The 23425-nt window shown below is 38.4% G+C and carries 17 protein-coding genes; all 17 read right to left on the bottom strand.

The features are described 5' to 3' along the window. Nucleotides 1-564: 564 nt before the first annotated feature. Complete coding sequence (gene pnp / locus CD138_RS08150; protein ID WP_019167812.1) at nt 565-2658, bottom strand: polyribonucleotide nucleotidyltransferase; 2094 nt, start codon at nt 2656-2658, stop codon at nt 565-567. A 158-nt stretch (nt 2659-2816) separates the two neighbouring features. Then, on the bottom strand, nt 2817-3086 hold the full coding sequence (rpsO, locus tag CD138_RS08145) for a 30S ribosomal protein S15 (RefSeq protein ID WP_019167813.1): 270 nt from the start codon (nt 3084-3086) through the stop codon (nt 2817-2819). Between the two features lie 100 nt (nt 3087-3186). Further along, nucleotides 3187-4158 (bottom strand): riboflavin biosynthesis protein RibF, encoded by a 972-nt coding sequence (ribF, locus tag CD138_RS08140; protein WP_019167814.1) that lies wholly within the window; start codon nt 4156-4158, stop codon nt 3187-3189. 14 nt (nt 4159-4172) lie between these two features. Continuing rightward, nucleotides 4173-5084, bottom strand: a complete 912-nt coding sequence (truB, locus tag CD138_RS08135) for a tRNA pseudouridine(55) synthase TruB (protein ID WP_019167815.1) — start codon at nt 5082-5084, stop codon at nt 4173-4175. A gap of 84 nt (nt 5085-5168) precedes the next feature. Further along, the gene (gene rbfA, locus CD138_RS08130; RefSeq protein ID WP_014614065.1) at nt 5169-5513 is read right to left on the bottom strand and encodes a 30S ribosome-binding factor RbfA; all 345 of its coding nucleotides are present in this window, start codon (nt 5511-5513) and stop codon (nt 5169-5171) included. A gap of 818 nt (nt 5514-6331) precedes the next feature. Then, nucleotides 6332-6571 (bottom strand): hypothetical protein, encoded by a 240-nt coding sequence (locus tag CD138_RS08125; RefSeq protein ID WP_019167816.1) that lies wholly within the window; start codon nt 6569-6571, stop codon nt 6332-6334. A gap of 754 nt (nt 6572-7325) precedes the next feature. Then, nucleotides 7326-9479, bottom strand: a complete 2154-nt coding sequence (infB, locus tag CD138_RS08120) for a translation initiation factor IF-2 (protein ID WP_019169515.1) — start codon at nt 9477-9479, stop codon at nt 7326-7328. Between the two features lie 16 nt (nt 9480-9495). Continuing rightward, on the bottom strand, nt 9496-9801 hold the full coding sequence (locus CD138_RS08115) for a YlxQ family RNA-binding protein (protein ID WP_019169516.1): 306 nt from the start codon (nt 9799-9801) through the stop codon (nt 9496-9498). Next, entirely contained in the window at nt 9798-10085 is a 288-nt protein-coding gene (gene rnpM / locus CD138_RS08110; RefSeq protein ID WP_019169517.1) for an RNase P modulator RnpM, read from the bottom strand. The genes CD138_RS08115 and rnpM overlap by 4 nt, the downstream gene beginning before the upstream one ends. A gap of 11 nt (nt 10086-10096) precedes the next feature. After that, nucleotides 10097-11281 carry a transcription termination factor NusA gene (gene nusA / locus CD138_RS08105; protein ID WP_019169518.1) on the bottom strand — a complete coding sequence of 395 codons (1185 nt, stop codon included), beginning with the start codon at nt 11279-11281 and terminating at the stop codon, nt 10097-10099. A 20-nt stretch (nt 11282-11301) separates the two neighbouring features. Next, the gene (gene rimP, locus CD138_RS08100) at nt 11302-11769 is read right to left on the bottom strand and encodes a ribosome maturation factor RimP (protein WP_019169519.1); all 468 of its coding nucleotides are present in this window, start codon (nt 11767-11769) and stop codon (nt 11302-11304) included. A 124-nt stretch (nt 11770-11893) separates the two neighbouring features. Further along, a complete protein-coding gene (locus CD138_RS08095; RefSeq protein ID WP_019169520.1) occupies nt 11894-16201 on the bottom strand; it encodes a PolC-type DNA polymerase III in 4308 nt (1435 codons plus the stop codon). A 1313-nt stretch (nt 16202-17514) separates the two neighbouring features. After that, nucleotides 17515-19218, bottom strand: a complete 1704-nt coding sequence (locus CD138_RS08090; RefSeq protein WP_019167855.1) for a proline--tRNA ligase — start codon at nt 19216-19218, stop codon at nt 17515-17517. 24 nt (nt 19219-19242) lie between these two features. Continuing rightward, nucleotides 19243-20523: an RIP metalloprotease RseP gene (gene rseP / locus CD138_RS08085; protein WP_019167856.1), complete on the bottom strand. Its 1281-nt coding sequence runs from the start codon at nt 20521-20523 to the stop codon at nt 19243-19245. A 6-nt stretch (nt 20524-20529) separates the two neighbouring features. Then, nucleotides 20530-21660, bottom strand: a complete 1131-nt coding sequence (locus CD138_RS08080) for a 1-deoxy-D-xylulose-5-phosphate reductoisomerase (protein WP_026066807.1) — start codon at nt 21658-21660, stop codon at nt 20530-20532. A gap of 16 nt (nt 21661-21676) precedes the next feature. Beyond that, a complete protein-coding gene (locus CD138_RS08075; protein ID WP_019167858.1) occupies nt 21677-22459 on the bottom strand; it encodes a phosphatidate cytidylyltransferase in 783 nt (260 codons plus the stop codon). A 14-nt stretch (nt 22460-22473) separates the two neighbouring features. Beyond that, the gene (gene uppS, locus CD138_RS08070) at nt 22474-23235 is read right to left on the bottom strand and encodes an undecaprenyl pyrophosphate synthase (protein ID WP_019167859.1); all 762 of its coding nucleotides are present in this window, start codon (nt 23233-23235) and stop codon (nt 22474-22476) included. Nucleotides 23236-23425 lie beyond the last annotated feature (190 nt).

Here is a 23425-nt window from a genome sequence, read left to right as displayed (position 1 = left end):
ACATAATATCATCATATTCGTGCACTTTTATCACCCCTTTAAATTAATATTAAGATAAATAATAACAATATAAATATAATTCTATTATATAACCAAATAATGTAAAATTCAACTATCAAACAACAAAATACAAAAATAACTTTTAAATATTCGAATAATATTTGCCATCTTTCCAACATATTTTAAAGTATAATGTTCTAAATTCTCTATAATAAAATCTTTAATTAAGGCTTCAAATTTAGCAATATAAGCATAACAGCTACAACAAAAAAACATCAATGACGAGAAGTGATTCAAAAAAGCAATACGATGATATTCATCGCAACGATGTGATAAATCACCAAAATTGAATTAGAAATATGTATTAAACTTAACAAAATTCCACCTAGTAGAAACATCAAAATAAGACAACCAAACAGCATGTTATATTTCCTCACTATTATCCACCTCTTCAATGATGTGATTCACCTAAACCCATGCTTTAAATAAAAAACAGAAGTCAATGTCAACACGTCACATTTCCTTCTGTTTTTGAGTTCATCTATTTAAATGTCATGCTTGTTGTTATAGCAAAACTTTATGAGATGCGTTCACACGACCTTGTTTATCGATCTCAGTCACTTTTACTTTCAATGTGTCACCAATGTTCAATACATCTTCCACTTTATTAATGCGTTCGTTCGCAATTTGTGAAATGTGAACTAATGCATCTTTACCTGGGAATAACTCAACAAAAGCACCGAATTTTTCGATACGTTTCACTTTCGCATCATACACTTGACCGACTTCCGCTTCACGTACGATACTTTCAATCCATGCACGCGCTTGATTGATCATATCTTGTTCAGTTGAACCGATATAAACCGTACCATCTTGTTCGATATCGAGTTTAACACCTGTCGCATCGATAATTTCGTTGATTTGTTTTCCACCTGGCCCAATCACGTCGCGGATTTTTTCAGGTTTAATTTGCATAATTTCAACTTTAGGCGCATAAGCACTTAATTCTTTTCTTGGCTGATCAATCGTTTGCATCATATGTTCTAAAATCGCTAAACGACCTTTACGCGCTTGTTCTAACGCTTCTTCAATGACTTCTTTAGTTAAGCCATCGATTTTAATGTCCATTTGAATTGCAGTAATCCCTTCAGTTGTACCTGCAACTTTAAAGTCCATATCGCCAAGCGCATCTTCCATACCTTGAATATCTGTTAAAATCGTGTAGCTTTCTTCACGTGTCACAAGCCCCATCGCAATACCAGCAACTGGTGCTTTAATTGGTACACCCGCATCCATTAACGCCAGTGTTGAACCACAGATAGATGCTTGAGATGAAGAACCGTTAGACTCTAACACTTCACTTACAATACGTACTGTATAAGGGAATGTCTTTTCATCTGGAATAATATATTTCAATGCACGCTCACCTAATGCCCCGTGACCGATTTCACGACGACCTGGTGCACGAACTGGACCAGTCTCACCTACTGAGAAGTTAGGGAAGTTGTAGTGGTGCATGAAACGTTTGTGTTCTTCTTCGCCCAAACCATCAATAATTTGATATTCAGAAATTGAGCCTAAAGTTAACACTGATAAAGCTTGTGTTTGTCCACGTGTAAATAGACCTGAACCATGCGCACGAGGTAATAAGCCCACTTCTGATGATAATGGACGGATTTCGTCTGGTTTACGACCATCTGGACGGATTTTTTCATCTGCAATCAAGCGGCGTACTTCATCTTTAATTAACGTATTAATGATTTGACCGACTTCTTTAAGTAAAGCTTCATTTTCTGGATCTTCTTCATTTTCGAAGTTCGCCAAAATACGTTCTTTAATCGCATCAAGGTTCGCGTCACGCTCTTGTTTATCGAACGTTTGAATCGCACCATTTAAGTTCTCATCTTTTGTCATTTGCGTCACTGAATCGATGAGCGTTTGATTTTTCTCAACAGGAATAAATTCTCGTTTTTCAGGCTGTAAATGCGCAATGATTTCTTCTTGGAAAGCACATAAACGTTTGATTTCTTCATGTCCAAATAAAATCGCTTCTAACATTTCAGCTTCAGTAATTTCACTAGCGCCCGCTTCAACCATGTTGACCGCATCTTTATGGCCAGCGACTTCTAAATCAAGACGTGATTTGTCGCGTTGTTCTAAATTTGGATTAATCACATATTCGCCATCAACGTAACCCACATTCACACCCGCAATTGGGCCTTGGAAAGGAATATCAGATACACTTAATGCCATTGATGAACCGATCATCGCTGCCATTTCTGGTGAACAGTTTGGATCTGCACTCAATACAGTGTTGATGATTTGGACATCGTGTCGATAACCATCTGGGAATAATGGACGGATAGGACGGTCAATTAAACGTGCAGTTAAAGTCGCTTCATCACCCGGACGTCCTTCACGTTTTTTAAAGCCACCTGGAATTTTACCCGCAGCATACATTTTTTCTTCATAGTTGACCGTTAATGGGAAAAAGTCACCATCACGTGGTTCTTTAGATGCTGTTGCTGTAGATAAGACAACTGTATCCCCGTAGCGTACGAGTACAGCACCATTCGCTTGTTTAGCGAGTTGCCCTGTTTCTATCGTTAACGGTTGGTTCGCCCATTCCGTTTTAAAAACCTTTTTTTCTTGAGACATTATAAATCTCCTCTCCTACCTCTTTAAACATTTCCTAGCTTTTTACATTTCAATTATATCTTACATAATCATCTTTTAGTAGTTAAAAAAGGAGCCGGATACGATAAATGTCCCAGCTCCTTCCTGTAATGCCACTAGCTCGTATGCAATCGTTAAAATTAACGACGGATACCTAATGACTTGATTAATTCACGGTAACGTTGGATGTCTTTGTCACGTAAGTAGTTTAATAAGTGACGACGACGTCCTACCATTTTTAATAAACCACGACGTGAATGGTGGTCTTTTTTGTGAATACGTAAGTGATCGTTTAATGCATTAATTTCTGCAGTTAACACAGCGATTTGAACTTCTGGTGAACCAGTGTCTGTTTCGTGTGTACGGTATTCTTTAATTAATTCGTTTTTACGTTCTTGTGAAATTGCCATTTGTCAATTTCCTCCTTTAAATTTTTCGTGCCTTTATCTGAGTGAGGCGTCGGAGTTTCAACCTACCAAGACAAAGGTCGTGTGCTAATCATTATTAGACTTATACATTATATGATACATCGTCACCAAAATCAACCGCTAATAAATGTTTTGCGCGCGCTTTGTCATCATTCATTTGGGCAACCAGTGGATCGATACCGTCAAATTTCAATTCAGGTCGAATGTAGTGATGCCAATAAATCGTGACGCGTTCACCGTAAATATTTTCCGCGAAATCAAAAATATTCACCTCAATGACTGCTTGCGGCAAGTCATCATGAAATGTCGGCTTCACACCAATATTAGCCACGCCGCGATAAATCTGATCACTTGAGCCAATTGTCATACTTACCGCATAAACACCAAGCGTTGGCCACACATAGTCATCACTCGGTTCAATGTTCGCTGTCGGAAAACCAATCGTACGCCCACGTTTTTCGCCTTGTACAACAGTCCCTTTCATATGATAACGATAACCTAATTGTTCGTTCGCTTTCGCAAGATTTCCTGACTTCAATGCTTCACGAATCGCAGTCGTTGAAATTTTTTCATGGTTTAAATCTTGCTTGCCAATCGTAATACTTTCAAATTGATCTTGATATTCTTGAAGCATCGCCATATTCCCTTTGCCGTATTTGCCAAATGTAAAATCAAATCCAGCAATAATGACACGTGCATGATTTCTCACTAAATAATCTTGAACAAATTCATCTGGCGTCACTTCCGAAAAACGCGAAGAAAAGTTCACCACAAGGCAGTAATCAATATTTTGTTCACTTAATAATTCAATTTTGTCATCTAACGGCGTAATATAAGTCGTGCGTTTTTGTTTAGGATTTAAAACGACGGACGGATGTGGATCAAAAGTCATGACCGCTTTCTTCAAATCCCTTTCTTTTGCCACACGATCTAATTCATCAAATAAAGCTTGATGCCCTCTATGTAGCCCATCGAAAAAGCCTAGAGCCATCGCTACATCCTCTTGAATAAATTGTTCAGCTTGAATAGGATGTGTAATTTCGATAACTTCCATAACCCAGTCTCCTTTTAATTGAATACCTTTTTCGGTTTAATTTCATCTTGTCGTGATGGATGTACTTCATAAATTGCAAGCACATCGTCATTATCCATCATGACAAGTTGATCCTCAAATGGAACATTAAAATAGCCTTTAGCAAACTTTTGTCCATTCTTTATCTTTATTTTATCACTTTCATTTTGAACATGGAAAGATGGAAGTCCTTTCAAGCCATATGCAAGTGGTAATAATTGCTTTTGGAGTGTGTTCTCATGATGTGCTTGTTCAATCGCTGCTAATGTGAGCGCCTGGTCTAAACTGAAGCCGCCACTCATCGTACGCGTGAGCAATGACATATGTGCAGGTACGTTTAATGCACGACCAATATCCGTTGCGAGTGTTCGTATGTACGTTCCTTTACCACAAGTCACCTCTATTGAAAAACGTGCAATATCATTTTCAAAAATCAGATCCGAAATACGCGCAATATGTGAAATGTGGATTTGACGTTCCGGACGTTCTACCGTCTCACCATTTCGTGCGTATTCATACAGTTTTTTACCGTTCACTTTTACAGACGAATACATCGGTGGGATTTGTGTTGTCCATCCTTTAAATGTTTCTAACACGTTGTCTACTTGCGCAGCGTCTAGTTCATCCGCTGTAACAATGTGTCGCTTAAGGATGTCACCTGTTTGATCTTCCGTCGTTGTCGATACGCCTAAAGTCACTTCAGCACGATACGTCTTCCCCATTTCCATTACATAATCGCTCACTTTTGTCGCTTGACCAATACAAATGGGGAGCACGCCATCTACTTCAGGGTCTAACGTCCCAGTATGTCCGACTTTTTTCGTCTTTAAAATTTTACGCAATTTGAAAACGACATCATGACTCGTCAATCCTCGTTCTTTATAAACAGGTAAAATACCATGATACATCCGCCAACACTCCTTTTCATAAAATAAGCTAGACTACGTGGACTCTACAATTGCAGATCATCTCACGCACTCTAGCGCACATTGTTAGTCGTTATGATTTAAATCTTGAATCAATCGCTCGATACGGTTACCATATTCAATCGATTCATCATATTCAAATTGCAAATCAGGGACGATTCTGAGTCGCATACGCTGACCAATTTCAGATTTAATGAACCCTTTTGCTTTTTCAAGACCTTTGAATGTATTTTCGCGTTCTTTATCACTACCAAGTACTGTTAAATAAACCTTTGCTAATGATAAATCGTTCGTTGGCTGTACATCTGTAATCGTTAGAAAACCGACTCTTGGATCTTTTAATTTGTTATTAATAATATCCATTAATTCTTTTTTCATTTGTTCGCCAACACGTTCTGCACGCATATTCATAAAGAGTGCCTCCTTTCACAATAGTGTCGTAGCGTTATCCTCAATACACCATTATAAAGGAGAGTAGGATTAGGCGTCAATGAAACAGAGTGGGAAAGATGATTTGATTTAAGTCGTTTTCAAAAGGCACTGTTGAATTTGTATTTGATTGTTAGCAATTGTCAATTTACCTGCGTGATTCTTGTATTTATTTCAAGCGCATGCTATGATTAAAAACAGAAAAAACTCCTAACCAACTTTTGAGGAGCGATTAGGAGCTAAAAACATAGCACATATGAGTGAGTTCCAGCTCGACATATGTTTTACTATTACAGCCTATGATTAGGTACCCTCGTTATTTTGCGGATAACGGGGGTTATTTTTTTGTCTTTTTATGATGATATCTTATCAAAAAATAGACAATGATACTTAAACAGATAGATATATCTAAGTGTATAATGATCGTCACCATATGTATCACCCCCTACTATTACAAATTTAACAAGCTGTAGGTGAAAACATATGACTCATAGGCTCCTATGTTTTTATAGATGTATTATACGCGCATTTCATTCATTTTAAAAGTTTATTGATAACAATAATGTAATTTTAAATACTATTTTGACATTAAGCACCATGGTACAAATCATTTCTAAATATAACCTGACAATATGTATCTAAGTATCAAACAAATTTTTAGACCTAGAAAAATATAAAGACTCGGATAACTCAATATCCAAGCCTCAAACCGTTGTCAGTTTTGCATCATTACAGACTTATTTGTATAACTTCTAACTCAGTCTCAATTTGTAAAATCATTATCGGAATCAGCTCTATGTTTACTTCTCCTCTTTCTTTGAACTCCCTGCATCAATCACAGTCACTACTATGGCAAATAAAAATGCAATCATGAGCCAATTGTCATATATACGATTCTCAAAGAAATGTGTAAACGTAATTTTGTCAACCGCATTGAATATTCGCGGATTCGGTGGCACATAACCGATCCAATACACCAATAATACGACGCCAACACCAATGGCAAATGTAATGACAAAATCCTTAATCAGCTTTCCCATAAATTTCCTCCTTTGTTTTTCTTTATTATACAAAAGTTTAAAATTCATAGGAATAACATTTTAGTTTTTTTGCTAATTTAAAAAAATTCATATTTCAATGCTGAATTAACAGTAAAAAAACAAGTGAGTGGGGGTGGGACATTATGAAATGCCGGTCCTATTTATCGTGGATCTATATCTACAGTTGATGATAATAACGACGAAAAAGAGGAAGAATTGGACATAAAAAGTGGATGATATGAATTGTCTTCACATCAGAAACTTGCCCTCTGTTTCAGTATTTGGAGTATGATTGCCAGAAGGCTGAGACTCTTGAGGGATGAAGTAAAAAACAAAATAACGTCAATTAACTTTGATAGTGGCTACTGTTTATCGCAGCAGCTGTCTGACTTCTCAATGTTTTACTTTTGAGAAGTCTAGTCAGCCTTGCGGGGGCAGTACTACGAAATCTTTGTTGCACATCAGATTTCTGTACTGCTCCTAAAATCCACTAACGCTTCAACAAATGTAACAGATTAATCAAGCGTTAGTTAGTTGAAGGGCCAGCCCCTAAGAACGCGAAGCCATGAGGGCAATCAAACACACAATTCATAGCGGAAGGGCAAGTTAAACAAAATAATGTATCAATACCATCAAAATTTCCATCCTCTTTCACTCGCTTTTGATATCACGTATTTAAATTCAACCTTTTGTTCCCCATTAAAAATCCTCCTTCAATCCATAAAATAGACTAAAGGAGGTTTCATTCAGTTCATTATCTTTCTACTTCTACCATCACAAATGCTTCTATAATATCGCCTTCCTTGATATCATTGAATTTTGCGATTGTGATACCACATTCGTAACCTTGCGCAACTTCTTTCGCATCGTCTTTGAAACGTTTCAATGTATCTAACTCACCTTCAAATAATACGACACCGTCACGGATGATACGTACACCGGCATCACGTGTGATTTTACCTTCAGTCACATAACTACCCGCAATTGTACCGACTTTCGATACTTTGAATGTTTGACGGACTTCAGCTTGACCGATGACTTTTTCTTCAAATTCAGGATCAAGCATTCCTTTCATTGCAGATTCAATTTCTTCAATGACGTTGTAAATGACACGGTGTAAACGCATGTCGACATTTTCAGCATCTGCCGCCCGTTTTGCCCCTGCATCTGGACGTACGTTAAAGCCGATAATGATACCGTTTGACGCATGCGCTAATGTTACGTCAGATTCGTTGATGGCACCAGTTGCTGTATGAATGATACGCACGTTGACACCTTCAACATCGATCTTCATTAATGACGCAGCTAATGCTTCCACTGAACCTTGTACGTCACCTTTGATGATGACATTCAAGTCTTTCATTTCGCCTTGTTTCATTTGTTCGAACAAGTTATCCAATGTCACGTTTTTGCTTTCTTGACGTTGTTGGATAATGTTTTCTTGTTCACGTGCTTCACCAATACGACGCGCTTTTTTCTCGTCTTTGAATACAACGAAGCGGTCACCTGCTTGTGGTACATCGCTTAAACCAGTAATTTCAACCGGTGTTGATGGACCTGCAGTTTTAATACGTTTACCGAGGTCATTCACCATCGCACGTACTTTACCATGTGTATTACCGACAACAAGTGCATCGCCGACATTTAATGTACCGTTTTGGACAAGTAATGAAGCGGCAGGACCACGTGATTTGTCTAATTCAGCCTCGATTACTGTACCGACTGCTGCTTTATTCGGGTTCGCTTTCAATTCTTGCACTTCAGAAACTAAGATCAGCATTTCAAGTAAATCATCAATACCGTCACCGTTTAATGCTGATAGTGGTACGAAAATTGTGTCACCACCCCAGTCTTCAGGGATGAGGTTGTATTCAGCCAATTCTTGCATCACACGGTCAGGATTTGCTGTTGGTTTATCCATTTTATTGACTGCTACGATAATCGGTACGTCTGCTTCTTTCGCATGATTAATCGCTTCAATTGTTTGAGGCATCACACCATCATCAGCCGCTACAACTAAAATAGTAATGTCCGTCACTTGCGCACCACGCGCACGCATTGTTGTGAATGCTGCATGTCCTGGTGTATCCAAGAACGTGATTTTTTTGCCATTGTTCGTGATTTGGTAAGCACCGATATGTTGCGTGATACCGCCTGCTTCTCCTTCAGTCACACGTGTATTACGGATTGAGTCAAGCAATGTCGTTTTACCATGGTCAACGTGTCCCATAATTGTCACAACAGCTGGACGCACAATCGCATCTTCATCTTCTTCTACATCATCAAAATAAATTGATAAGTCGTTATCGTCAATGACCACTTCTTCTTCAAGTTCAACGCCGTAATCTGATGCGACTAACTCAAGTGCTTCAATATCTAAAGATTGGTTGATGTTTGCCATAATTCCAAGCAAGAATAACTTTTTAATAATTTCTGATGAATCTACACCTAGTTTGTCTGATAATTCACCAACCGTAATGCCTTCAGTATAAGTGATTTTTGAAGGAAGTTCTTTAGGTTCACTTGGTTGTTGTGGTGCATTTTTCTTGTTTTGTTTTTTATTGCCTTTGTTGTTTTTCTTGTTTTGTTTAGGGGCGTTGTTTTTACCCTTTTGTTGCTGATTGTTGTTGCCTTGCTTTTGGTTATTACTTTGTTTTTGGTTGTTACTTTGCTTTTGGTTACTACCTTGTTTTTGGTTTTTGTGATTTGATTGAGTATTTTTTTGCTCTTTTTGTTGTTTCGGAGCTTGGTCTTTTTTGAATACTTTATCCAACGCTTTCACTTGGTCATCTTCTAAAGTTTGCATGTGGTTGGACACTTCAATTCCCGTTTTCTTTAACTCATCAATTACATCTTTACTTTTAACATTTAATGCTTTGGCATACTCATAAATTCTTTGTTTACTCATTAAACCACTCCTAACATTATTCATCTATCATTGACATCAACTTTTTAGCAAACCCTTGATCAGTAATACCGACATTGACACGTGTACCTTTACCTAACGCATCTCCTAAATCGTTACGGTTGCTGACAATGCGATAAGGTGTTTGATAACTGTTACATTTATTGATGATATTATTTTTCGTACTCTCTGACGCGTCACTTGCAATCAATACAAGCTTTAAACGACGCTTTTTCACTTCAGTAATGATGACAGATTCGCCCGTCTTCACTTTGCCCGCACGCATCGCCAAACCTAAAAAATTCAAAAATTGTTGTTCATTCATTTTGTCGGAATCTCTTCTCTATAAATGAGACGTATAATTTCTTTGTAAACAGGATCAAGTGTTTCTGCTGACGCTTTAAAATAGTCTTCTAATTTGTGCGCTTGTTGTGCCTTTTCAATTAAAGCAATGTCCTTAGACACGTAAGCCCCACGTCCTGGCATTTTTCCTGATACGTCTGCTGAAATTTCGCCTTCTTTATTTTTGACCACACGAATCATATCTTTTTTAGGTTTCATCTCATTAGATAAAATACATTTTCTCATAGGAATTTTTTTCTTTTTCATAAAAATCCCTCCTAGTTCTCTTTACTTTCATCCTCTAAGCTTGCATTGTTTTCAATATGTTCATCTGTCATTGCTACTAAATCAATATCTTCAGCCGTCATCGCTTCTGGCTCTGTTTCAGCAACTGGTGTAGCCACTTCTTCTTCACCAATTCCTAGCGCTTTGGCATCTGTTTCTGATTTAATATCGATTTTCCAGCCTGTTAATTTCGCAGCAAGTCTTGCGTTTTGTCCACGTTTACCAATAGCTAATGACAATTGATAATCTGGAACGATCACTGTAGTCGATTGATTTTCTTCGTCTACAATGACATCAATGACTTGTGAAGGGCTCAAGGCATTACGTACGAATACTTTTGGATCTTCACTCCATTGAACGATATCGATTTTTTCGCCGCCTAATTCAGCAACAACCGCTTCTACACGAGCACCTTTCGCGCCAACACATGCACCGACTGCATCGATATCTGGGTTTTCTGAGTACACACTAATTTTTGAACGGTCTCCCGCTTCACGCGCTACAGACTTCACTTCAACAGTACCTTCGAAAATTTCAGGGACTTCTTGTTCAAAAAGACGTTTCAATAAACCTGGATGACTACGTGATACGAATATTTGTGGCCCTTTTGTCGTTTGTTCCACTTTGTTCACATACACTTTGATGCGTTCATTTGGAAGATACGTTTCATTCGGGCTACGTTCTGCTTCAGATAATACCGCTTCCGTACGACCTAAATTCACGTAAACATAACGATGGTCCACACGGTCAATGACACCAGTCATAATGTCATCTTCTTTATCAATGAACTCTTCGTATAAAATTTCACGTTCAGCATCACGTAAACGTTGCATGACAGCTTGTTTCGCCGCTTGTGCACCCACACGACCAAAGTCTTTTGGTGTCACGTCTTCTTCATAAATATCACCAATTTCGTACGCTGGGTTTTTCACTAATGCTGTCGATAAATCGATTTCTTCACGGTGATCAAATACTTCTTCTACAACCTCTTTACGAGAAATCACGCGGAATGTCCCACTGTCTAAATTCAATTCAACACGGACATTACGTGCGCTGTCATAGTTTTTCTTATATGCCGTAATTAAAGCTGCCTCAATTGCATCTACTAAAACTGCTCTAGGAATTTTCTTCTCTTTTTCTAAATATTCTGTTGCTAATAATAATTCGTTGCTTTCCACTCATTTTCCTCCTTACGTCTTTAAAGCATCACTGCATGACGTGCTTTAGCGATTTTATCACGTGGGATCGTGATGGTTTTTGTCTTCGCTTTGACTTTTACTTCCATAGTAATGGTATCTTCAGTAACTGACTTCAAATGACCTAACCATTCTTTGTCACCATCAATAGGTGCATATAATGATACAAAAATCGGTTGTTCAATCGCATTTTGAAAACCTTTTTCATTTTTAATTGGACGTTCTGCACCTGGTGATGAGACGTCTAAATAATACGCTTGTGAAATCGGATCTTGTTCGTCCATCACTTCACTAATGCGTTCTGATGCGAGTGTGCAATCATTTAAATCGACGCCGCCTGGTTTATCAATTGCGATACGTAAATAATGATCGCGACCTTCTTTAGCAAACTCAATGTCTACTAATTCAAAGTTTAATTCGTCAAGGACAGGTTGTATTATGGTTTCAACTTGCTCTGTAACTTTACTCATACGAGCCCCCTTATGACTGACAAACAAATAGAAAAGAGCGGGTAATACCCACTCTTCCTACTTGAGTCTAATTTTATAAGCAACATCATTATACCATAGATTGCTTTTCCCGACAAATTTATCTCTACATATCAAAGATTGACAACTGTGCTTTGTCTGGCATGTTCGGTAATGAACCTAAACTATCAAGGTATTCAATGATTTTTTGCGATACGCCGGCTTTTTTGTTTAAATCTTCTTTCGATAAGAATGGCCCTTCGTTACGTGCTTCAACTATACGTTTCGCCACGTTTTCACCAAGACCTGGTACAGCAACGAATGGTGGAATTAATGTATAACCTTCAATAATGAATTCGTATGCTTGACTCTTTTCTAGGTTAACCGGCTGCATGCGATAACCACGATGCGCCATTTCATTCATAATTTCTAATACGGTTAATACGTCTTTTTCTTTTTTGCCCAAATCCATGTATCGTGCATACATATCTTTGACTGTTTGGCGGATACTATCTTTGTCTTTCACCATCGTAATCAAATCAAAGTCTGATGCACGTACAGTAAAGTAACTTGCATAATAATAAAGCGGATGATGGACTTTGAAATAAGCAATACGTACAGCCATTAATACATAAGCTGCGGCGTGGGCTTTTGGGAACATGTATTTAATTTTTTTACAAGAATCCATATACCAATCCGGCACATTGTTTTCTCTCATCACTTGTTCAAATTCTTCAGTTAAACCTTTACCTTTACGTACGGCTTCCATAATTTTAAAGGCAAGTGACGGCTCTAAACCAGCATACATCAAGTACACCATAATGTCGTCACGACAACCGATACAGCTTGATAGCGTACAAGTCCCACTGCGAATCAGTTCTTGCGCATTTCCAAGCCATACGTCTGTTCCGTGTGAAAGTCCAGAAATTTGTACGAGCTCTGAGAAAGTTGTTGGTTTCGTATCTTCTAACATTTGACGTACGAAGCCTGTCCCAAATTCTGGCACACCGAACGTGCCGGTTTTCGCCAAAATTTCCTCTTCTGTCACACCGAGCGCTTCAGGAGAACTAAAAATCCCCATCGTTTGTTGATCGTCCACTGGAATTGTCTTCGGATCAATACCTGACAAGTCTTGCAACATCCGAATCATGGTTGGATCATCGTGCCCGAGAATATCGAGCTTCAGAACATTATCATGAATCGAATGGAAGTCAAAGTGCGTCGTCATCCAACTTGAGCTTTGATCATCTGCGGGATATTGAATCGGTGTAAAGTCAAAAATATCCATATAATCTGGAACAACGATAATCCCACCCGGGTGTTGACCTGTTGTCCGTTTCACACCTGTACACCCTTTTACGAGACGATCTACTTCTGCACCACGCTTATGAATGCCTTGATCATTTAAGTAACCTTTAACGAAACCAAATGCTGTTTTTTCAGCGACTGTACCAATTGTTCCTGCACGGTAGACATACTCCTCACCGAACAAGACTTTCGTGTAGTTATGGGCTTTCGGTTGATATTCACCACTGAAGTTCAAGTCGATATCGGGAACTTTATCTCCTTTAAAACCTAAGAACGTTTCGAACGGAATATCTTGTCCCTCTTTAATCATCGCTGTACCGCATTCACACGTTTTATCTGGCAGGTCAAAGCCGGAACCGACCGAACCATCATCGAAAAACTCGCTTTTTTTACAGCTTGGGCAAATGTAATGCGGTGGCAATGGATTCACTTCTGTAATTTCAGTCATCGTCGCCACAAAGCTCGAACCGACCGAACCACGAGAACCAACTAAATAGCCATCTTCTAATGATTTTTTAACGAGACGTTGTGAAATTAAATAAATGACCGCAAATCCATTACCGATAATACTTTCTAGCTCTTTTTCTAAACGATCGATAACAATCTGTGGCAAATCTTCACCATACAGTTTCTTCGCATTACGGTAACTCATTTCACGGATTTCTTCATTGGCCCCGTCCATGTTTGGCGTATACAGTTTATCTTTAATTGGAACGACTTTTTCGATTCGCTCTGCCAACGCACGTGTATTTTCAACGACGATTTGATGTGCACGTTCCTCTCCTAAGAAATGGAATGCATCTAACATTTCATCCGTCGTTCTAAAATGAGCTTCTGGTAACGTCGAACGGTTCAGTGGGTTACCAGGCTGTGCTGCAATTAAAATACGACGTGCAATCGCATCATGTTCGTGTAAGTAGTGGGCATTTCCCGTTGCGATGACAGGAATTTGATTCGTTTCCCCTACTTTTAAAATCCGTTCATAAATTTCAACAAGCGTTTCATTATCACGAATCAAGTCACGATCGAGTAAATCTTGATATAACGCAGGCGGTTGTACTTCAATATAATCATAGTACTTCGCGATTCGTTCCACTTCTGACTGATCCCGTTGCATCACTGCAGTAAATACTTCACCTTCATCACAAGCCGTCCCGACTAACAAACCTTCTCGATGTTCATCAAGTAATGACCGCGGGATACGTGGTGTACGGTAATAGTATTGAACGAGTGACGCACTGACAATTTTGAACAAGTTTTTAAGACCTGTTTGATTTTGTACAATTAACGTAACGTGTTGTGGACGCGCACGTTTATAGGCATCTTCGTTTGATAACTTTTTATTAATATCTTGATGGTTATGCACATCTAACGCTTTTAATTGCGCTAACATTTTCACGAATATATATGCCGTTGCTTCTGTATCGTAAATTGCACGGTGATGTTGTGTGAGTTCAACACCATATTTTTTCGCTAAAAAGTTCAAGCCATGTTTACCGTAACTCGTATTAATCGTACGAGAGAGCTCAAGCGTATCAATGACAGCATTTGTCGATGGACCGAAACCAAGACGTTCGTATCCAGTATCAATAAAGCCCATGTCGAATGATGCGTTATGTGCAACGAAAATCGCATCGCCCACCCATTCTTTAAATTCAGTGAGCACTTCTTCAATTTCAGGTGCATTTTTTAACATATCATCTGAAATGTGCGTCAAGTTTTTAATTGTCTCAGTTAACTTTTCATGTGGATTACTAAAACGCTCGAATTTATCAATAATTTCGCCATTTTTCACTTTCACCGCGGCTAACTCAATAATTTTATCGTATTGATTGGATAAACCCGTTGTCTCGACGTCAAATACAACATAGGTCGCATCTTGCAGCATGATGTCACTCGGTTTATAAGCAATCGGTACACCGTCATCAACGAGCATCCCTTCCATACCATAAATCATTTTAATGCCGTGTTTTTCGGCTGCAGCATGCGCATCAGGATAAGCCTGTACAACGTTATGGTCCGTCACCGCAATCGCATCATGACCCCATTGTGCAGCTTGCGCGACATAGTCACCAATGTGTGTCACACCATCCATTTGGCTCATAGACGTATGCAAATGGAATTCCACACGTTTTTCTGGCGCTTTATCCGTTTTTGGTGTTCGTTTAATCGCTTCAATATCAGACATCATCATCACAAGGTCACGAATGAACATGTCCTCTTCAATACGACCTTGCGCACGAATCCATTGCCCTTCTTTTAATGATTTAAAATGCTCTAAATCATCTTTGTTTTTGCGTGTAAACATTTTAAGCACCAAGGAATCGGTATAGTCTGTCACTTTTAATTCGACAATGTGACGGCCACTTTTCAGTTCTTTTAAATTGATATCGAAAATGACACCTTCAATGGCCACTTTAAATTCTTCTTCAATAATCGATTCGATCGGTCGAACATGCTCAACTTGAATCGGTTTACCAATTTGACAACGATCGACAGTCACACCATCATCTTGTTGGGCACGTTGCTCTTTCATTTTTTCAATTTTAGCCGTTGCTTCACGCGCACTTTGTTCATCTTCTTCTTGAATGTGTGCTTCCAATGAGGCTAAATCTTCATCATGACCGCTTTCGTCCGTTTCAAATACCACTTGTTGCACATTAAAACCACATCGTTGCATCGCGCGCACTAAGCTGCCATTGCATACTTTATTGAAATGGTTCCCTTCAATATCGTTTTGGACTAGAATTTTTACGACATCACCTGAGACAATCATACGCTTTTGTTTTAATTGTCCTTTCACTTTAGGCGACAATTGTGTTTGTTCAATACAGTCACCAAAATATTTCAGCAAATATTCATCTTGTTGGGATGTATCATTGACGGTAATTTTCCAATCTACATCTGCAATATGTTGGAAACTTTCTTTCATCGCATGGGTAAAAACAGCGTAGTCTTCATATTTTAACAATCGTGGTAATTGGATATGAAACGTCCACTTTCGAGATTTCTGAGATACATCTACACGTGTCAATTGGCCTTGATCAACGAATTCCTGATCAAAATGGTCTAACATATTCATTTGTTTAAGAAGAATCTTAAATTTTTCTTGATTCTGTAATGTCACTTTCCTAACCACCTTATTTGAATTGCCGTGTATGCATAATATACGTTAATGTTGAACAATTTTGATGAGTACTATTGGATCATTTTAGGGTGTTTTTACTCCAAATTGCTAAACTTGTCCATTTAATCACCATTTTGAACTGTCACGATTGCTATCATGAGCTCGCGTTCCTAGGGGACTTGCCTCAACTAAATTCGGCTTAACTGAAGTGTCCACGTGATGATTGCCGAATTGGATTTTCGGCTGCGTCTTATCCCTCAGGAGTCTCGCTCATTTTAGCAATCTCACTTCAAAAACAAAAAATAACATCATACTTTGGAAATCGAGATTGACATAAATATGAAAACGGGGTAGGACATTGAGTTATCCTAATCTATATCAATTGACGGATTTATTTCCATTATTGATGATAACATCGTCGAAAAACGAGAATGAATTGGACAGAATACATTGATGATATGGATTGTCTTCATTTCAGTGACTTGCCCTCTGTTCCTATATTTGGAACGAGATTGCCTGAAGGCTGAGACTCCTGAGGGTATGCATACATACTGCTAACAGTTCCTTCTTTACTTTAATAGTGGATGATGTTTATCGCAGTAGCTGTCTGACTTCTCATTGCTGATGCTTTTGAGAAGTCTAGTCAGCCTTGCGGGGGCAGTACTACGAAATCTTTGTCGAACATAAGATTTCTGTACTGCTCCCAGAATCCACTAACGCCTCAACATATGTAATAGTTTAACCATGCGTTAGTTAGTCGAAGGGCCAGCCCCTAGGAAACGCGAAGCCATGAAGGCAATCAAACATACATTTCATAGAGAGGGCAAGTAAACAAAATACTGTATTAATAGCATCAAAAATTTTATGTCCCAGTCCCATGTCTTATCCGATACTTAAGGGCACATGAACCAATAGAAAAGGCTGGACAAACTGAATGTCCCAGCCTCTAAAATCAATTCGAGTCTTATACTATGCTAGGGCTGTTCGAGTTATTAACAATGCATCCATTCACCCTATCAACTTTTGAATTTCAATAACAAATCTCTATGTTTGCATGAACTACCCGAGATGTCTGAGGGAACAGCGGGTGCCGAAAATCCAATTTGGTATCAATATAATGGTTCCACTTATCAAGCCAAATTGCGTTGAGACGCCAGCCCCTCGGAAAGCAAGGGCATGTTTAGCAATCAGAAAAATTTATATTAATCTTTATAGTGAACAAACAAGCAAGCCAAAACTTCAAATGTTCATCCATCATACTTCACTTTGTTCAACGATTAATCGTATTATAACAAATTCAGTCGCTATTGTTACTAAATTTGTTCGTATAACTTTTCAAGGTGTGCGACTAAATCTTCGACATGCACATCTTCGCTATCGCCGGTGTCACGACGCTTCACTTCTACGATACCTTCTGCTGCATTTTTACCCACTACAACACGTACTGGAATACCAATTAAGTCAGCATCGTTAAATTTCACACCTGCACGTTCATTTCGATCATCATAAAGCACATCATATTTTGATAACAATGTGTCGTATAATTGATCTGCACATTCACGTTGTTCATCTTTTTTCGGATTCACTGTAATTAAATGTACATCAAATGGCGTGACTGATTTCGGCCAAATAATACCATTCTCATCATGATGTTGTTCAATAATCGCACTTAACGTTCTTGAGACACCAATACCATAACAACCCATTGTTAAGTTTTGTTCACGGCCTTGTTGATTCAAGACTGTTGCTTTCATCGCCTCAGAATATTTTTCGCCCAATACGAACACTTGACCGACTTCAATCCCTTCAGCAAACTTCGCTGGACCAGAACCATCTGCAAGGGGCTCACCTTCAAGAATAAAGCGGAAATCACCATAACCATCAATTTGGAAGTCACGTTCAACATTTGCATTGATGAAATGGTAACCATCTTCATTCGCACCAATCGCTAAATTACGCAATGATTGAACGAATTGATCCGCATACACTTTGACATCTCTATCAGTTACCGGGCCTAACGAACCTGGTGAGGCACCTAACAGATTACGAATTTCGTCATCTGTTGCCATTGTGACATCATCTGTTTTGAAGTAATCTTTAATTTTCACGTCATTCACTTCATGATGACCACGAACGAGTAATAAAATAAATTCGCCGTCTACTTTAAAGACCATTGTTTTAACGATATGATCTAATGGTTGACCTAAAAAGTCTGCAAGCTCTTGGGCTGTTTTTACATTTGGTGTTGCCACTTTTTCTATCGGTTGTAACGGTTCGTCAGTATTCGCTGTTTCATAATACGGCACTTCTGCTTTTTCAATATTCGCCGCGTAATCACTGTTGTCGCTATACACAATTGTATCTTCACCAATCGCACTTAATGCATGGAATTCATGTGTATGGTTACCACCAATCGCACCTGAATCCGCAACAACTGGTCGTACATTTAAGCCGACACGTTTGAAAATCGTACTGTATGCGTTATACATATTTTGATACGTTTCCATGAGTGAATCTTCATCAGTATGGAATGAATACGCATCTTTCATAATGAATTCTCGACCACGTAATAAGCCGAAACGTGGACGCTTTTCATCACGGAATTTTGTTTGAATTTGGAACAACGTTAATGGAAGCTGTTTGTATGAACGTAATTCGTCACGCACGAGTGATGTGACCACTTCTTCATGTGTTGGTCCTAATGCAAATTCACGTTGATTGCGATCACGTAAACGCATGAGCTCCATACCGTACGCATCCCAACGTCCTGATTCTTTCCACAGTTCAGATTGTTGCAATACTGGCATCACCACTTCAACTGCGTCAATACGTTCCATTTCTTGACGAATGATATCTGAAATTTTATGGATTACGCGCGTCGCTACAGGTAAATAACTGTATACCCCCGCAGCATTTTGTTTAATTAAGCCTGCTTTTAATAACAATTGATGGCTAATCGCCTCAGCTTCAGCAGGCACTTCTCTCAATGTTGGAATAAAAACTTTTGATTGCTTCATCCTAGATTGTTCCTCCTTGTCCTATCATAAGAAATAACGTTGTATATCATTCCAAGTGACGAGCACCATGATGATTAATACAAATACTGCACCCGCTGCAATAATAACAGTTTCTGCTTTTTTATTGGCAGGTTTTCTAAATATCGCTTCATAAATCACGAATAAAATCCGTCCGCCATCCAGTGCAGGAATCGGTAATAAATTCATAATCCCTAAGTTGACACTCAATGCAGCCGTCCAACCTATTAAATTAATAATTCCCGTTTTAACGACCGTATCGACATTTTTATAAATACCGACTGGACCGTTTAACATATCAAAACTAAAGTCACCTGTAAAAATACTTGCAATCATGCTCACAACAGCAACGAAAATAATTTTCCCGTATTCGATGGTTTGTTGAGCACCAAATAATAGCGGTTCAATCAGTGAACGTTCTCTTTCTGGCATAAAACCAAGTTGATAATCTGTTTGTTTACTCGTTTTTGATGTTTGAATTTCTACTTTTTTCGGTGAGAATTCTTTTTCAATCGTTTTACCGTCACGTTCGATGACGATGGTTGTCGGTTTGCCTCCTGTTGCTTCAAGTTGCTTTTTCACATCATTAAAATGATGAATATCATGATTACCAATTTTTTTAATTTCGTCACCTTTTTGTAACCCAATTTGTTGTGCTGGTGCATTTTCAGCAACTTGCGCAATTTTAGGTACCGGGGCACCTTCATAATACGCCAAACCGATCAGTAACACTAAAGCTAAAATAAAATTGAATAGCGGACCTGCAAAAAGGGTTAAAAACTTTTGATAAGGCTTTTTATGTGTGAATTGACGATGACGTGGAGCAATTTGAATTAAACTCCCATTTTGTACAAAGAACGCTTTTTCAGCAATATTAAAGCGATGGCGTGTGTCATCATCCGCAGTCACACCTTCAATAAATAAGCCTTCAGTTAAATCGACTTGTTTCACTTCTAAAGCTTCAATTTGTTGAAATTTATGTTGATCATCTAAAATGATATGTGTCACTTCATTCGCGTCATTCGTTTTAATTCTGACGTGCATTCCGGGTTGCACAGGGGATTCTTCCATCCCGTCACCCGCCATTCGTACATAACCACCCACTGGTAATAAGCGGATTGTGTAGAGCGTTTCATTTTTACGAAAACTAAAAATCTTTGGTCCCATACCAATCGCAAACTCTGGACACATAATACCAGCGCGTTTTGCGAAATACATGTGACCAAATTCGTGTACAAATACGAGGACACCAAAGACAATAATAAATGCAATAAGGGTTATGAGCACAGTTTCTTACACCTCATATTCTTTTGTTTTATAGTAATGATCTAAGTCTAAAATTTGTTCAAGTGTTGGATTTTGAATCACTTCATGCGCTGCCATTTCACGTTCAATCATTTTCTCAATATCCAAAAATGCAATTTCACGGTTTAAGAACTTAGCGACAGCCACTTCATTCACCGCATTCAATACAACTGGCATCGTGCCACCGATACGCAATGCATCGTAGGCATATTGTAAACAGCGATAACGATCAAAGTCCATAGGTTTAAAGTTTAACTGCGCCACTTCAGCAAGGTTTAATGATGGCGCTCGATGTTCGATACGTTCAGGATAAGTGAACGCGTACTGAATCGGCATGCGCATATCTGGTGTTCCTAATTGCGCCATCACACTCGTATCAACAAATTCGACCATTGAATGAATGATACTTTCTTTGTGCAAAATGGTTTGTATTTGATCAATATCTAAGTCAAAAAGCCATTTCGCTTCAATAACTTCAAAGCCTTTATTCATCATCGTTGCAGAATCAATCGTAATTTTATGGCCCATTGACCAGTTTGGATGATTCAGTGCATCTTCTACCGTTACGGAAGCCAATTGATCACGAGTTAAGTCACGGAATGACCCGCCACTTGCCGTAATGACGACGTTTTTCACTTTACGCATATCTTCACCATTTAAACATTGGAAGATGGCCGCATGTTCAGAGTCAACCGGCAAAATATTGACACCATGTTGACGTGCATGTGCCATCACCAATTCACCTGCAACGACTAACGTTTCTTTGTTGGCTAATGCGATATCCTTCCCTGCTTCAATGGCTTTCATTGTCGGTTCGAGCCCAACACTACCGAGCAATGAATTCAATACTAAATCGTTTTTATCATAAGTTGCAACTTCGATTAAGCCTTCGCGACCACTAACGATATGACTGTGATAAGGTTTTAATTGTGCTACTGCACTTTCTTCTTGTACTGCGACGATGTCAGGATTAAATTTTTGAATTACGTCAATCGCAAAATCAATATTTTTTCCTACAGTGAACGCAATTAAATTAAAGTTTTCAGGATGGCGTTCAATGACATCAATCGCCTGTTGACCAATTGAGCCAGACGCCCCTAAAATGGCGATATTTTTCATCATTTCTCACTTCTCTTTACATTTGAATTAAGAAAATATTCATTAATGGTAATACGAACATAAAGCTGTCAAAACGGTCTAAAATCCCACCATGTCCTGGTAGTAAACGACCTGAATCTTTGACACCAAAATGACGTTTAAACCCTGATTCGACTAGGTCACCCAATTGTCCAAACATACTCAATACGACTGTGATGAGTAACAGTCCTACCATTGGATAATCAAAATCAACGAATAACATAAATACTATTGGTACAATCAAGCTACAAATTAACCCGCCGATGAAGCCTTCAATCGTTTTATTGGGACTAATCGTCGGCCATAATTTCCTTTTTCCTAGAAGGCGTCCAAATATGTATGCCCCAGTATCTGTCAACCATACGATGAGTAAACCAAATAGGATAAACTCTAATCCTGCTTCACGCGTAACATAAAAATACATAAAACCAATACCTACGTATGCGACAGACATCAAACAAAATGCGGAGTCCATAAAACTAAATCTGTTTTTTGACATCACGGTATAACTTAAAATAATAAAACTCATTGCAATCAGTGATTTTTGTTGCAACACGATGACCCAGTCTCCAAAATCTTGCGGGAGCATCATAATGATTAATCCCAATGCACTCAAAACACCAGGTATTGACAATAATTGGATTCTATTCATGTTTAAAAGCTCTTTTAAAGCGATTAATGCTAGTAAAAATGTAAAATACATCCATGTTGATCCACCAATGAGCAAAATAGGTAAAAAAACAATGAGTGCTACTATCGTTGTGATTGTTCTAACCTTCATCTCACTTCTCCTATCTACAATCCTCCAAATCGTCTTTGTCGCGATTGATATGTTTTAATACATGCTTTTAACTCTGCCTCATCAAAATCCGGCCAAAATTTAGAATTAAAAATAAATTCACTGTATGATAATTGCCAAATCAGAAAATTACTAATGCGTTGTTCACCAGACGTACGAATCAATAATTCTGGATCCGGATAATCACGCGTCATGAGATACTTTTGAAAATGTTGTTCTGTTAACGCATCAATATCTTGTTCAGACGCATGGCGCATCTCTTTCATCATTGTTTGAATACCATGAATTATCTCTGCACGTCCCCCATAGTTAATCGCGAATATTAAGGTCAATCCTGTATTATCTGCCGTTTTAATTTTTGCTTCTTCAATTGCTTGAATCGTTTTATCAGGCAATTCATCAATAAAGCCAATTGTTTCGACTCTCACATTCTTTTCAATTAATTCTGGTAAAAACGTATTTAAAAAGTTAACAGGTAAGCCCATGATGTAATTTACTTCTTCATCTGGTCGCGACCAATTCTCTGTTGAAAAAGCATAAAGGGTCAAATACTTAATTCCTAAGTCACTTGCCGCACGCGTAATGGTCTTGATCGTTTGCATGCCTTGATAATGCCCTTTAATTCTTGGCATTTTACGCTGTTTCGCCCAACGTCCATTGCCATCCATAATAATTGCAATGTGTTCAGGCATATTATGTAAATCGAGCGCTTCGATATGGTTTTGAGTGTCATTATTTTTCTTAAATTTCTTAAACATGCGCGTTCCTCCGAGCCTATTTCGTCTCTTAAAATATTATAATCTCATAAGCGTACAATTATCTACCATTTTATCACACTCAATACCTGCATTGAATAAACAAAGAAAAAAACTGTACCAAAGTCGTATTCGGTACAGCTTAAAAGTAGACAAACTTTTTCTACAGTCTTCCTATTAAATTGGACTGAGT

It is taken from the genome of Staphylococcus intermedius NCTC 11048, assembly GCF_002902385.1.
GTDB lineage: Bacteria > Bacillota > Bacilli > Staphylococcales > Staphylococcaceae > Staphylococcus > Staphylococcus intermedius.
The sequence above is the reverse complement of the archived record's forward strand: the minus strand, read 5'-3'. Positions and strand labels throughout refer to the sequence as shown.